Origin of the sequence: Streptomyces sp. IBSNAI002 (assembly GCF_052244475.1) — a bacterium.
Classification (GTDB): domain Bacteria; phylum Actinomycetota; class Actinomycetes; order Streptomycetales; family Streptomycetaceae; genus Streptomyces.
In genome coordinates this window covers 2058096-2071578 of sequence record NZ_JBQPXG010000002.1, presented here as the reverse complement: position 1 = coordinate 2071578, position 13483 = coordinate 2058096, and the positions used below count along the sequence as shown (strand labels likewise).

The window sequence follows — 13483 nt, the reverse complement described above, 5'->3', positions numbered from 1 at the left end:
CACACTCCCGACAGTGCTTGTCAGGGGCACGGCACAAAGCACGCGCTTACCGTGACCTGACTGCGCCTCACGGGCTCCGGCACCCCCACGACCGCCGGGCCCCCGACCCTCTCGGAGGACGAGAAGTGAGGATCAAGAGCATCACCCGTACCAGGCTGCTCGCGGCGGCCACCGGCCTGGCCGCCGTCGCAGCGTTCGCCGCCCCCACCGTGGCCAACGCGGAACCGCAGGACGGCGGATTCAGCTCCGCGCAGCTGGCCTCGGCCGGCGCATCCGTCCTGCGCGCCGACGTCGCGGGCACCGCCTGGCACACCGACCCCGCCACCGGGACCCTCGTGGTCACCGCGGACTCCACCGTCTCCGCCGCGGACCTCGCCAGAATCAAGCGCGAGGCCGGATCCGACGCCGGGGCCCTGCGCATCGAGCGCACCCCCGGCAAGCTGACCAAGCTGGCCTCCGGCGGCGACGCGATCTACGCGTCGAGCTGGCGCTGTTCCCTGGGCTTCAACGTGCGCAGCGGCAGCAACTACTACGCGCTGACCGCCGGGCACTGCACCGACGGTGCCGGCACCTGGTGGACCAACTCCGCCCGCACCACCGTGCTCGGCTCCACCACCGGATCCAGCTTCCCGAACAATGACTACGGCCTGATCAAGTACGCCAGCAACTCGCCGGTGCCCCCGGGCACCGTCGGCGGCCAGGACATCACCAGCGCGGTCAACGCCACGGTGAACATGCCCGTGACCCGGCGCGGTTCCACCACCGGCACCCACAGCGGCCGGGTGACCGGCCTCAACGCCACCGTCAACTACGGCGGCGGCGACGTCGTCTACGGCATGATCCGCACCAACGTCTGCGCCGAGCCCGGCGACAGCGGCGGCCCGCTCTACTCGGGCACCCGCGCGGTCGGTCTCACCTCCGGAGGCAGCGGCAACTGCTCGTCCGGCGGAACCACCTTCTTCCAGCCCGTGGTCGAGGCCCTCAACGCCTACGGGGTCAGCGTGTACTGACCTTGCCGGCGGGTAGGAGACCCGCCCGGCCAACGGCACAGCGTGAACCCCCGCCCGGACCGCCGGGCGGGGGTTCGTCTTCGGGGGGAGAGACGGGCATGAGCAGTGCACCTTCAGAGCGGGGACGGACCTTCCCCGACACCCAGCGGCGCATCCGGCGCAACCGCTGGCTGTTCACGGCACCCCTGGTGCTGCTGTGCGTACTGGCCGCCGTCCTCGTCTGGGAGGTCGTGCGCGGCAACGTGTCCGAGACGGGGCGCACCGACTGGCCGTGGCGGCTCCAGCTGATCAGCGCCGAGCCCCTGGCGAGCCTGCTGGCCGTCGCGGCGGGAGCGGTCCTGGCGAGGGCCCAGTACGCCCGTACGGTCCGGCCCGCGCTGGGATGGCGGTCCGAGTTCGTGCCCGGCCTGCTGCCCGGCACCGCGAAGTCCTGGAACGTGGGCATACTCAACGGCGGCCAGCACAACGTGGTGCTGGAGCACGTCGACTACCACCTGGTGATGGCCCGGGACGCGGAGCAGGAGCCGGAGTCCGGCGACGGTGACGGGGAGGGCGGCGACGGCGGTGGCGGCGACGTGCGGTGGACCGGCCTCGCGGACGTCGGCGAGCGGCTGGCCGGGGAGGGCCTGCGGGCCGCCGTCGACTTCCGGATCTCCTCCTTCGGCGCCGGGTACCCGCTGGTGGCGACCGGTACCTACGAGACAGTCGGGGTCGGCGTGTTCTCGAAGCGGTTCATCGACGAGGTACAGGCCTTCTACATGCGCATACGCGTGGTGGACAGCGTCGGGGACACGCACGAGCGGATCATCGAGTGCCTCGCGGGCGCCCGGCAGGCGGTGGGCGCCCCCGTCGAGGAGCAGCCGCCGGTCACAACAGCCAGTCCAGGGCCTCCGGCTGCGCGTACTGAGCCGCGAAGTGACCCGCACCGGGCTTGATCACCGCGGTGCTGTGCTCGATGTGCCCGGCCAGCCACCGGAAGTGGCCCAGCGGTGAGAAGGCGTCCTCCGAACCGCGCCACAGCAGGACCCGGCCGGGGATCGAGCCCGGGTCGAAGCCCCAGGGCCGGCAGAACGCCAGGCTGTCGTCCAGCCAGCCGTACACGGAAGTGCGCAGCGCCTCGCGGTAGTTGTCCAGTATCACCTGGTGCACCTGACGGTCCGAGAGGACCGGCAGGTCGGCTTCGTCGAGGTCCGCCCGCAGCTCCTCGAGCAGCCGGCCCGGATCGCGGCAGATCGCCTCCGCGCGGGGCGTGAGCCGCCGCTCCAGCGCCGCGGGATCGCGGACCGCCAGCGCGTAGTGCTCCGCGTTGTGGGGGGTCATACCGGCGAACCAGTCGAGCCCGGCTCCGTCCCACGGCGCCAGGCTGACCAGGGCGGCCGTCCCCGTCACCCGCTCCGGGAGCAGCGCCGCGCAGGCCAGGGCGTGCGGACCGCCGCCGGAGCGGCCGACGACGGCGAAGGTGTCCACGCCCAGGGCGTCCGCGACGGCCGCGGAGTCGTGGGCGGCGTCGGCCACCGTACGCCCCGGACACCGCTCGGAGTCCCCGTAGCCGGGCCGGTCGTACGCGAAGAAGCGGATGTCCGGGTAGTGCTCCGTGATGTCGCGCAGCGCGGTCCCCAGCCTGCTCCCCGGGGTCCCGTGGTGCAGCAGCACCGGAAGCCCGTGCGGCGCTCCCCAGACCTCGGCCACGAGCAAGCGGCCGTCTCCCGCCTTCACCTCGACCCGCACGGCGCCTCCGCGGTCTTTCGGCTGCCTACAGATATCTCTAGTCTCATGACGACAGCTCACCTGATGGAAACACAGCCACGACCCTGAGGGGGGAACCGTGACGACCACCCAGAAGCAGCAGCCCGCCGCCGCACCGGCGCGGCCGGAGCACGGCAGCCGTGCCAGCCTGTCCTCGCTCACCGCCCGCGGGACGGACGCCGACCTGCGCATCGCCCGGGTGCTGCCCGGCGCGGCCGCTCCCGGCGACGTGCGGACGGTCACCTTCAACTCCTCGCTCTGAACACGGGCCCGCCCGCCGCGATGGAGGCCGCCGGAGCCGCTGCCGTACCGCTCGTCCCCTTCCGCGAGTTCGTGGTCAAGGTGCACAGCAGATGCGATCTCGCATGCGACCACTGCTACATCTACGAGCACGCGGACCAGAGCTGGCGGCGCCGGCCCGCGGTCGTCTCCGACGCGGTGGCGGAGCGGTTCGCGCGGCGGCTGGCCGAGCACGCGGCCACCCACCGCCTGCCCTCGGTGACCGTCATCCTGCTCGGCGGCGAGCCGCTGCTGGCCGGACCCGAGCGGCTGCGGACGCTGTGCGCGGCGCTCACCCGGGCCCTCGACGGGGTGAGCGCACTCGACCTGCGCATCCACACCAACGGGCTGCGGCTGAACACCGCCTTCCTCGACCTGTTCGACGCGTACGGGGTCAAGGTCGGGGTGTCCCTCGACGGGGACCGCGCGGCCAACGACCGGCACCGCCGCTTCGCGAACGGCCGGACCAGCCACCCGCGGGTCCTGGCGGCGCTCGCACTGCTCGGGCAGGACCGCTACCGGCACCTCTACCAGGGCCTGCTCTGCACGGTGGACGTGGAGAACGACCCCCTCGCGGTGTTCGACGCGCTCATCGCGCTCGAACCGCCGCGCATCGACTTCCTGCTGCCGCACGCCACCTGGGAGACGCCCCCGGCCAGGCCCGGCGGCCGCCCCGAGGCGTACGCCCGCTGGCTCCTGCGGGTCTTCGACCGGTGGGAGGCCCGGGGCAGGCCGGTGCCCGTCCGGATGTTCGACTCCCTGCTGAGCACCCTGCGGGGCGGGCCGAGCCTGACCGAATCGCTCGGCCTGGCGCCCACGGACCTGGTCGTCGTCGAGACCGACGGCACCCTGGAACAGGCCGACTCGCTGAAGACCGCTCACGAAGGCGCGGCCGCCACCGGCTTCGACCTCTTCACCCACACCTTCGACGAGGTCGCGGCCCATCCCGGCATCCGGGCCCGCCAGGCGGGCCTCGCGGGCGTCAGTGCCGCCTGCCGCCGCTGCCCCGTGGTGCGCTCCTGCGGAGGCGGCCTCTACGCACACCGCTACCGGGCCGGGAGCGGCTTCGACAATCCCTCCGTCTACTGCACCGACCTGCGGGAACTGGTCGACGGGGTCGAGGCGCGCACCGCCCGGACGGCCGTCGCGCCCGAGAGCGCCGACCCCGCCGTGCGGGCGGCCTCCCAGCAGGAGCTGACGCGGGTGCTGCTGGCCCGGCTGCACGCCGACCTCGGCCTGACCGGGGCGGCGGGCGAGGACTGGCACCGCTCGTGGGAGCTGCTCACCGCCGTCGAGGCCGCCGCGCCCGAGGCCCTGGACGCCGTACTCGCGCATCCGTACACCCGCACCTGGCTGCTGTCGGACCTGGACTCCCTGGGCCGGGGGCGGCCCCCGGGCACGGCGCCCGCCCGGCGGCTGTCGGCGCTGGCGGCGGCGGCCCTGGTGCGGGGAGGGGGGAGGCCGGAGGCCGTCGCGACCGTGGTGCACCGGGGCGGCGAGCTGTACCTGCCGACGCTAGGACTGCTGCGCACGGACGGGCTTCGGGACGCGGATGCGGATGCGGATGCGGATACGGAGGGCGGCGCGGGCCGGGCCGAGATCAGGGCCACCGGGACCGGGTTCCGCGTACGGGAAGGCCGCACCGAGCGGGGCTTCGGGCTGTCCGAGGAGGGTCCGCGCTGGCAGCCCGTACGGCGGTGGCCCGGGGGCGGGCAGGGGGCGCCGCCGATGGCCGTCGAGGACCTCGACCCGTTGCGCGACTGCTTCTCCCGGCCGCCCCGGCCGAGGCTGACGGAAGCGGAGGCGGCGCACTGGCAGCGCAGGGTCGGGGCCGCGTGGGAACTGCTCCACCGCACGGTGCCGGGCCTGGCCCGGGAGACCGCGGCCGGCCTGGGCACGCTCACACCGCTCGGGGACGCCGGCGCCGCGGCGGGCGCGGCGGGCGCGGGGGGTGCGGCGGGTGCGGGGAGGTGCGGGCCCGGGGTGCTGGGCGTGCCGTACGCGGCGGACGTACGCGGGACCGCGCTCGCGCTGCTGACCGGGCGGCGGCGCGCTGAGCTGCGCGAGCTGACCGAGGTGGCGGACCTGTACGCGCTGGACGGGGAGTGGCTGCACGCGTCCCCGTGGCGGGAGCGGCCGGTGCCGGTGTCGGAGCTGCTGGCCGAGGTGTACGTGCGGGTGGCGGCCGAGCGGTACCGGCGGTCGGAGGGGCGGGGCGGCGGTGGTGGCGACGGCGCGGGCGACGGCGCGGCGATCGAGCGGGCGCTGGACCGGGTTTCCGGAGCGGCGGAGCTGACGGTGAGCGGGAGGGCGGTCGTGGCCCGAATGCGCCGGGAGTTCGAGTCGGGTTGGTGAATCGGGCCGGCCTGGAGCCGGAATCCGGAATCCGGAATGCGGGAAGGTAAGCGGCGAAATTCTTGTGAAAGTTTTCACAAGCGCGCATAGGTCTTTTGGCCTTCGTTGTTTTCGCAGGTCAGATGGCATTCATCGGAGCAGTGAACGGGTGTGAACGGTCCTTCGGCCTGCCAGGAGAGGGCTTTATCGGCCCGCCGGCTTCCGCCTCCGGGTGTCGAATTGAGGCATCAGGTTCGCGCCAGGTCGAAATGAAGGAGTTCCTGCCATGCAGGCCAACGAGATGGTGGACGGACTGGTCCAGGGGGCGCTCAAGGCGCTCGGCCGGTTCGAATCGTTCAACCAGGAGCAGGTCGACCACATCGTCAAGAAGGCCTCGCTGGCGGCCCTGAGCCGGCACGGTGAACTCGCGAAGCTCGCCGTAGAGGAGACCGGCCGCGGCCTCTTCGAGGACAAGGCCGTCAAGAACCTGTTCGCCTGCGAGCACGTCGTCAACTCGATGCGCGGGCTGAAGACCGCGGGCGTCATCCGCCGCGACGAGCTGAACGGCATCACCGAGATCGCCGAGCCCGTCGGCGTCGTGTGTGCGATGACCCCGGTCACCAACCCGACCTCGACCACGGTCTTCAAGGCGCTGATCGCCCTCAAGACCCGCAACCCGATCATCTTCGCCTTCCACCCCTCCGCGCAGAACTGCTCCGCCGAGGCCGCCCGCATCGTCCGCGACGCCGCCGTCGCCGCCGGAGCCCCCGAGGACTGCGTGCAGTGGGTGACCGTCCCCTCCATGGAGGCCACCGGCGCGCTCATGAACCACCCGGGCGTCTCCACCATCCTGGCCACCGGCGGAAACGCCATGGTCAAGGCCGCCTACTCCTGTGGGAAGCCGGCCCTGGGCGTCGGCGCCGGCAACGTCCCGGCGTACGTCCACAAGAGCGCCAAGCTGGCCCGCGCGATCCACGACATCGTGCTCTCCAAGGCCTTCGACAACGGCATGATCTGCGCCTCCGAGCAGGCCGTCATCCTGGACCAGGAGATCTACGAGCAGGGTCTCGCCGAGTTCAGGCGGCTCGGCGCCCACGTGGTCACCGCCGCCGAGAAGACCAAGCTGGAGCAGTTCGTCTTCGGTACGACGGCTTACGCGGCCGACTGCTCGGGAGCCAAGCTGAACCCGGCGGTCGTCGGCAAGTCCCCGCAGTGGATCGCCGAACAGGCCGGCTTCACCGTCCCCGAGGGCACCTCCATCCTCCTCGCCGAATGCGACGAGGTCGGCGACGGCGAGCCGCTGACCCGCGAGAAGCTCTCCCCGGTGCTGGCCGCCCTGAAGGCCTCCGACACCGAGCACGGCCTCGAACTGGCCGCCGCGATGGTCGAGTTCCACGGACTGGGGCACAGCGCCGCCATCCACGCCGAGGACGAGGCCCTCGTCGAGGAGTTCGGCAGGAAGGTCAAGGCGGTCCGGGTCATCGCCAACTCGCCCTCCACCTTCGGCGGCATCGGCGACGTCTACAACGCGTTCCTCCCCTCACTCACCCTCGGCTGCGGCTCGTACGGCCACAACTCGGTGTCGAACAACGTCACCGCGGTCAACCTGATCAACGTCAAGCGGATCGGACGGCGCAACAACAACATGCAGTGGTTCAAGGTCCCGCCGAAGATCTACTTCGAGCGCAACTCCATCCGGTACCTCGGTGAGATGGAGGGCATCAGCCGCGTCTCGATCGTCACCGACAAGACGATGGTCGCCCTCGGCTTCGTCCAGAAGGTCACCGACATCCTCCAGGCCCGCGAGGGCTCGGTGGCCGTCCAGGTCATCGACAACGTCGAGCCCAACCCGGAGCTGTCGACCGTGCAGGCCGGAGCCGCGATGATGCGCGAGTTCGAGCCCGACACGATCATCGGCCTCGGCGGCGGCTCGCCGATGGACGCCGCGAAGATCATGTGGCTGATGTACGAGCGCCCGGAGGTGGAGTTCGGGGACACGAAGGAGAAGTTCTTCGACGTCCGCAAGCGCGCCTACACGTTCCCCTCGCTCGGCGAGAAGGCGAAGATGGTGGCCATCCCGACCACGTCCGGCACCGGCTCCGAGGTCACCCCGTTCGCCGTCATCTCCGACCCGGCCGCGGCCCAGAAGTACCCGCTCGCCGACTACGCGCTGACCCCGAACGTGGCCATCGTCGACCCGGTCCTGCCGATGGGGCTGCCGGCCACGGTGACCGCGGACTCCGGCTTCGACGCCCTGACGCACGCCACCGAGGCCTACGTCTCCGCGTACGCGAACGACTACACCGACGGCCTCTGCCTCCAGGCGATCAAGCTGATCTTCGAGAACCTCCAGCGCTGTGTCGTCGACGGGCCGAACGACCCCGAGGCCCGCGAGAAGATGCACAACGCCTCCACGGTGGCGGGCATGGCGTTCGCGAACGCCTTCCTCGGCCTGGTGCACGCGATGGCGCACACCCTGGGCAACACCTTCAAGGTGGCCCACGGCCGCACCAACGCGATCCTGCTGCCGCACGTGATCCGGCACAACGGCACGGTCTCGCACAAGGCCACGCCGTGGCCGAAGGCCGAGGTCTACCGGGCCCCGGAGCGCTTCCAGGAGATCGCCAAGATGCTGGGCCTGCCGGCCGCCACCCCGGCCGAGGGCGTCGAGTCCTACGCGGCGGCCGTCGAGGAACTGCGCACCAAGTGCGGCATCCCGGCCTCGTTCGCCGAGGAGGGGGTGGACGAGGCGGCCTTCGTCGAGGCCCTCCCGGTCCAGGCCATGAACGCTTACGCCGACCAGTGCGCCCCCGCCAACCCGCGGATGCCGATGATCGACGACATGCAGCAGCTCATGCGGCAGGCGTACTACGGCAACGCGGAAGGGGCTCCGGCCGGCGGGAACTGACACCCGCGACCGTCCCCGAGGGGGGACGCGCGCACGGCCCGCCCGGGCCACGGGACCCGGGCGGGCCGTTCCGCGTTACGCGGGCGGGACCAGGGCCGCGGCCGCCGAGCGGGCCCGTTCCAGGGCCAGCGGGCGGTCCGAGCCCGGTTGGCCCAGCACCACGCGGGTGCTCAGTCCGTCCAGCAGGGCCAGCAGCTCCGAGGCCCGGCCGGGGACGTCCAGACCGGCGGCGAAGCGGCCCTGGGCGACGCCCTTGGCCAGCAGGCTCTCCAGATCGCGCTGCCAGCCGTCGTCGATCTCCTGCTGGGCGGCGCGCAACGGTTCGTTGGACGCCGTACGGGCCCACAGTTCGATCCACAGGGTCCAGCGCGGGTCGCGCGGGCCGCGCGGCAGGTACAGCTCGACGAAGAGCGCCAGCTTGCGCCCGGCGGTGACCCGGCGGCTCATCAACTCGGACCGTTCCACGGTCAGTTGCGCCTCGCTCCAGCGCAGCGCCTCCAGCAGGAGCCGGTCCTTGCTGCCGAAGTAGTACAGGATGTGGCCGCCGCTGGTGCCGAGCCGCTCGGCGAGCGCGGACATCGTGAGCGCCGCCAGCCCGTCCTCGGCGATCGCCGCCATGGCCTCTTCCAGCATCCGCTCCTGGGCGACCTGCCCGTCGCGCCGCCGCGCCGCTCCCGCCACCGGTCCGCCCTCCTGATCTTCGTGGCCCGACCTTATCCCGGACAGGGTCTTGACGCCGTCCCGGTCCAGCGCGCATCTTGAATGCCATTCAAGAACTTAGAACGGCATTCAAGATTCATTCACGCTTCACCGGTCGAGGATCAGGGGTACGGCGCATGGCACAGCAGGAGACGACGGCCGACGTCGACGAGGTGTTCCGGGTAGAGACCCACGGCATCGACCCCATCCCCGACGCGGAACGCCACGGCAGCGCCAAGGACCTCTTCTGGCTCTGGTTCGGCTCCAACCTCACCTTCACCTACGTGATCAACGGCGCCCTGGCCGTGGCCTTCGGCCTCTCCTTCTGGCAGGCCACCGCCGTGGTCGTGATCAGCGGACTGTCGTTCTTCGCCATCAGCGCCGCCGGACTCGGCGGCATCCGCACCGGCACCGCCACCCTGGTCATCTCCCGCGCCGCCTTCGGGGTCCGCGGCAACTTCCCGGCCGGGGTCCTCAACTGGGTGGTGAGCATCGGCTACACCATCGTCAACACCGTGGTCGGGACGCTCGCGCTGGAGGTCTTCTTCGCCGAGGTAGGCCTGGGCGCCGGGCACCTGGTGCGGGGCCTCGCGCTCGGCATCACCCTCGCGCTCACCTTCGCCGTCGCCATGTGGGGACACGCCACCGTGCAGTTCGCCGAGCGCTGGATGGCCTACGTACTCGCCGCCGGCTTCGGCGTGCTGCTCGTCTTCGTCCTGCCCGGAGCCGACACCTCCGCCCCCGCCGACGCCCCCGGGCTGTCCGGCTGGAGCCTGGCCTTCGTGGTCATGCTCGCCGGACCCTTCTCCTACCTGCCGATGCCCGCCGACTACACCCGCTACCTGCCCCGCACCACCTCCCTGAAGTCGATCACGTGGATGGGCGCCCTCGGCGGCTTCGCCTCCTCAGTGGCCCTCGGCGTCGCGGGCGTCGCCGCCGCCACCCAGACCGACATGACCGACGCGGTCGCGGGGGCCGAGGGCCTGCTGCCCGGCTGGTTCCAGCCGCTGTTCCTGGCCCTCGTACTCGGCGGCTCGGTCACCAACTCGATCATCACGCTCTACTCCTCGAGCCTGAACCTGCAGGTCCTCGGCATCCCGTGGAGCCGCGCCCGGGCCATCGTGATCAGCGCCGCCGTCACCGCGCTCGGCTCGCTCGCCGCGCTCTTCCTCACCGACTTCACCACCTCGCTGCTCTCCTTCCTGTCCCTCCTGATCATCGTGTTCGCGCCCTGGGGCGGGGTCTTCCTCGCCGACATGCTGCTGCGCAGCTGCCGCTACGACTCCGACGCGCTGCACGCCGGGAGCGCGGGCTCCTACTGGTACCGCGCCGGCTACCACCCCGCCGGGATGGCCGCCCTGCTCGCCGGCATGGCCTTCGCCACCCTGACCTGCGACTCCGAGCTGTGGACCGGGCCGCTGGTGGCCCCGCTCGGCGGCGCCGACCTCACCCTCCTCGGCTCGGTCGTCTCCGGGCTCACCTACTGGGCACTGGCCCGGCGGGCGCCGACGCCCGTCCCGGCCGCCGCCACGGCCGCCCCGGTGGCCTGACCGGTTCTCCGTTCCTCGCCTCCCGCCCTCCCGCCCCCCGGCCTCCCGTCCCGCGTCGTAATGGAGCACCTTCACATGGCACGCCGACCCTTCCCCGCCGACCTGCTGCTCACCGGAGCCCGCATCCACACCGTGGACCCGGCGCTGCCCGAGGCCGAAGCCCTGGCCGTGCACGACGGCCGCATCGTCTGGCTCGGCCCGGACGCCGAGGCCGCCGCCTGGGCCGGGCCGGACACCGAGCGGATCGACGCGGGCGGCAAGCTGGTCCTGCCCGGCTTCATCGACGCGCACAACCACGTCCGGCTCGGCTCCGACGACGCCTGTGTGCAGCTCGCCGGGGTGCGGACGCTGGAGGGCATCCACGAGCGGATCCTGGCCTGGCGGCAGGCCAACCCGGACGCCGAGTGGATCGAGGCGGAGGCCTTCGACTACTCGGCCGTCCCGGGCGGCCGGATGCCGGACGCGGCCGACCTCGACCCGGTCACCGGGGACATCCCGGCGCTGGTGCTCTCGTACGACGTGCACACGGCCTGGCTGAACACGGCGGCCATGCGGCGGCTCGGCGTCACCCGGGACCGTACGGACCTGCCCTTCGGGACGGCGGCGGTGGACCCCGAGACCGGCGAGCCCACCGGCTTCGTCAAGGACTTCGCGGTCAAGGGGCTCTCCCGGGACGGCCACCGGGCGCTGCGCGACCTGGGTGTGCCGTGGGCCTCGCCGGACCGGCAGTACGGGCGGCTCGCGAAGAGCCTCGACGACGCGATCGGCTTCGGCATCACCACGGTGGTCGAGCCGCAGAACTCGCTCGACGACCTGGAGCTCTACGAGCGCGCCCGGGCCGAGGGCCGGCTCCGCTCGCGGATCGTCGCGGCGCTGTTCCACCCGCGCGGGACGGGTGAGGCCGACCTGGCCTCGTTCGAGGAGGCGGCCCGCCGGTTCGCCGGGGACCGGCTGCGGGTGGGCCCGCTCAAGCTGTACATCGACGACGTGGTGGAGCCTCGTACGGCCGCGCTGCTGGAGCCGTACGCGGGCTGCGGGCACCACCGGGGCGAGACCTTCTACCCGGCGGAGGAGTTCGCGGAGCTCCTGGCCGGGCTGGACGCGCGGGGCTTCCAGTGCTTCGTGCACGCCACCGGTGACCGGGGCATCCGGACCGTCCTGGACGCGGTGGAGCACGCGCGCTCGGTGAACGGCCCGCGCGACGCACGCCACCAGGTGGTGCACGTGGAGTGCCTGGACCCGGCGGACGTGGCGCGCTTCGCGGAGCTGGGCGTGGTCGCCTGCATGCAGCCGAGGCACTGCGCGCCGGAGATCGCGGGCCCCGGGCAGGACTGGGCCGAGAACGTGGGCCCGGACCGCTGGCACAAGGCCTGGCCGATGCGGAGCCTGCACGAGGCGGGGGCGGTCCTGGCGTTCTCCAGCGACTGGAACGTGGCGGAGATGGACCCGATGGTCGGCATCTACACGGCGGTGACGCGTCGCCCGCTGGGCGGCGGCGAGCCGTGGCAGCCGGGCGAGACGGTGGACGTGGCGACGGCGGTGCACGGCTACACGATGGGCTCGGCGTACGCCAACTTCCTGGAGGACGAGCGGGGCTCCCTGACGGTGGGCAAGGCGGCGGACTTCGTGATCCTGTCCCGGAACATCTTCGAGATCCCGGCCGAGTCCATCCCGGGCACGATCGCCGAAGCGGTGGTGGTGGCGGGCGAAACGGTCCACCGGGCGCGCTGACGCGCGGGCCGGGGCGGAGGGGGCGGCGGGCTCAGCGCTGGGGCCAGTGCCACAGGGGTTCGTCCAGGGGGCCCTCGCGGCCCGCCACCTCCGTGCGGCCGAACTCCTTGAGCAGGGTGATCGTGCGCAGGTCCACCCGGTGGTGGCGGGTGCCCGCCTCCAGGGCGTCCGTCAGGGGGGCCGCGTGGGTGACCACCACCGTCTGGGTGTCGCGGCTCACAGTGAGGATCAGGTCCGCCAGCGGGGCCAGGAGGTCCGGGTGGAGGCTGGTCTCCGGCTCGTTGAGCACCATCAGCGCCGGCGGGCGGGGCGTCAGCAGGGCCGCCGTCCACAGCAGGTAGCGCAGCGTCCCGTCGGAGAGCTCGGCCGCGCCCAGCGGCCGCAGCAGGCCCTGCTGGTGGAGTTCCAGCTCGAACCGGCCGTCCCGGTCGGTGACCGAGACCCGGGTCCCGGGGAAGGCCGCGTCGACGGCGGCGTCCAGCGCGGCGTGGTCGCCGATCTCCCGGATCGTCTGGAGCGCGGCCGGCAGGTCGGAGCCGTCGGCGCCGAGCACCGGCGTGCGGGTGCCTATCCGCGGGATCCGGGCGGGGGCGCCGGCGTCGGTGCGGACGTGGTCGTAGAACCGCCAGGACCGCATCCGCTCCCGCAGGGCCAGCAGGTCGGGGGCCAGCTGGGGGTCCGCGAGCTCGCTGAGCATCGAGTCGTACGGGCGCAGGGCGTTCTGCGTGCGGTGCCAGCCGCCGTCCGCGGTCCGCGTCCGTACGGCGGGCCCCGCACGGTCGGACAGCAGCGCCGCCGGGCGCAGCACCGGGCCGGCCCAGGTGCACTCGCGCTTGATCTCCGGGTCCAGGGCGAAGAGGGAGTCCGGGACCGGCGCCGGATGGCCGAAGTCCACCGCGTAGCCGAACTCGTCCCCGGCGAAGCCCAGCCGGAGGCTGACCGGTTCGGTACGGACCGTGCCCTGGAGCGGATGGTGCCCCTCGCGCACCGCCCGCCCGAGCTTCTCCGGCCCCGCCCACAGCGTCGACGGCAGCCCGCCCTCCCGGGCCAGCGCCGCGATCGCGCCGCCCCGCGCGGAGTCGGCGAGCAGGCGCAGGGAGCGGTAGAGGCTGGACTTGCCCGTGCCGTTCGCGCCGGTGACGACGGTGAGCCGGCCCAGCGGGACGATCAGCTTGCGCAGGGAGCGGTAGTTCTCCACCGCCAGAGTGGTGATCATCCCTCGATGA

10 protein-coding genes are annotated in these 13483 nt (G+C 72.7%); 7 read left to right on the top strand and 3 right to left on the bottom strand.

Annotation, left to right across the window (positions count from 1 at the left end; translation table 11 throughout):
* Window positions 1–125: 125 nt before the first annotated feature.
* Complete coding sequence (locus tag ACTVZO_RS10090) at window positions 126–1010, top strand: S1 family peptidase (RefSeq protein ID WP_443298056.1); 885 nt, start codon at window positions 126–128, stop codon at window positions 1008–1010.
* Window positions 1011–1108: 98 nt separating this feature from the next.
* The gene (locus tag ACTVZO_RS10085; RefSeq protein ID WP_443298055.1) at window positions 1109–1945 is read left to right on the top strand and encodes a hypothetical protein; all 837 of its coding nucleotides are present in this window, start codon (window positions 1109–1111) and stop codon (window positions 1943–1945) included.
* On the opposite strand, the gene ACTVZO_RS10080 is transcribed toward ACTVZO_RS10085, so the two are convergent.
* Window positions 1878–2738 (bottom strand): alpha/beta fold hydrolase, encoded by an 861-nt coding sequence (locus ACTVZO_RS10080; protein WP_443298054.1) that lies wholly within the window; start codon window positions 2736–2738, stop codon window positions 1878–1880. The genes ACTVZO_RS10085 and ACTVZO_RS10080 overlap by 68 nt on opposite strands.
* 97 nt (window positions 2739–2835) lie before the next feature.
* Between ACTVZO_RS10080 and ACTVZO_RS10075 the strand changes: the two genes are divergently transcribed.
* The 3 genes from ACTVZO_RS10075 to adhE all read left to right on the top strand — a co-directional run bounded on the left by ACTVZO_RS10075 (window position 2836) and on the right by adhE (window position 8277).
* On the top strand, window positions 2836–3018 hold the full coding sequence (locus tag ACTVZO_RS10075; protein ID WP_443298053.1) for a hypothetical protein: 183 nt from the start codon (window positions 2836–2838) through the stop codon (window positions 3016–3018).
* Window positions 3019–3038: 20 nt separating this feature from the next.
* Window positions 3039–5390, top strand: coding sequence for a radical SAM/SPASM protein FxsBH, inactivated beta-hydroxylase extension form (gene fxsBH / locus ACTVZO_RS10070; RefSeq protein ID WP_443298052.1), 2352 nt, complete (start codon window positions 3039–3041; stop codon window positions 5388–5390).
* A gap of 265 nt (window positions 5391–5655) precedes the next feature.
* Window positions 5656–8277: a bifunctional acetaldehyde-CoA/alcohol dehydrogenase gene (gene adhE / locus ACTVZO_RS10065; RefSeq protein ID WP_443298051.1), complete on the top strand. Its 2622-nt coding sequence runs from the start codon at window positions 5656–5658 to the stop codon at window positions 8275–8277.
* 75 nt (window positions 8278–8352) lie between these two features.
* Here adhE and ACTVZO_RS10060 read toward each other — a convergent pair whose 3' ends face one another.
* Window positions 8353–8958 carry a TetR/AcrR family transcriptional regulator gene (locus ACTVZO_RS10060; protein WP_443298050.1) on the bottom strand — a complete coding sequence of 202 codons (606 nt, stop codon included), beginning with the start codon at window positions 8956–8958 and terminating at the stop codon, window positions 8353–8355.
* Between the two features lie 155 nt (window positions 8959–9113).
* On the opposite strand from ACTVZO_RS10060, the gene ACTVZO_RS10055 reads away from it, so the two are divergent.
* Together ACTVZO_RS10055 and ACTVZO_RS10050 are read left to right on the top strand one after the other, a co-directional pair.
* Window positions 9114–10526: a purine-cytosine permease family protein gene (locus tag ACTVZO_RS10055; RefSeq protein WP_443298049.1), complete on the top strand. Its 1413-nt coding sequence runs from the start codon at window positions 9114–9116 to the stop codon at window positions 10524–10526.
* Between the two features lie 75 nt (window positions 10527–10601).
* Window positions 10602–12257, top strand: a complete 1656-nt coding sequence (locus ACTVZO_RS10050; protein ID WP_443298048.1) for an amidohydrolase — start codon at window positions 10602–10604, stop codon at window positions 12255–12257.
* Between the two features lie 31 nt (window positions 12258–12288).
* On the opposite strand, the gene ACTVZO_RS10045 is transcribed toward ACTVZO_RS10050, so the two are convergent.
* Window positions 12289–13473: an AAA family ATPase gene (locus ACTVZO_RS10045; protein WP_443298047.1), complete on the bottom strand. Its 1185-nt coding sequence runs from the start codon at window positions 13471–13473 to the stop codon at window positions 12289–12291.
* Window positions 13474–13483: the final 10 nt, after the last annotated feature.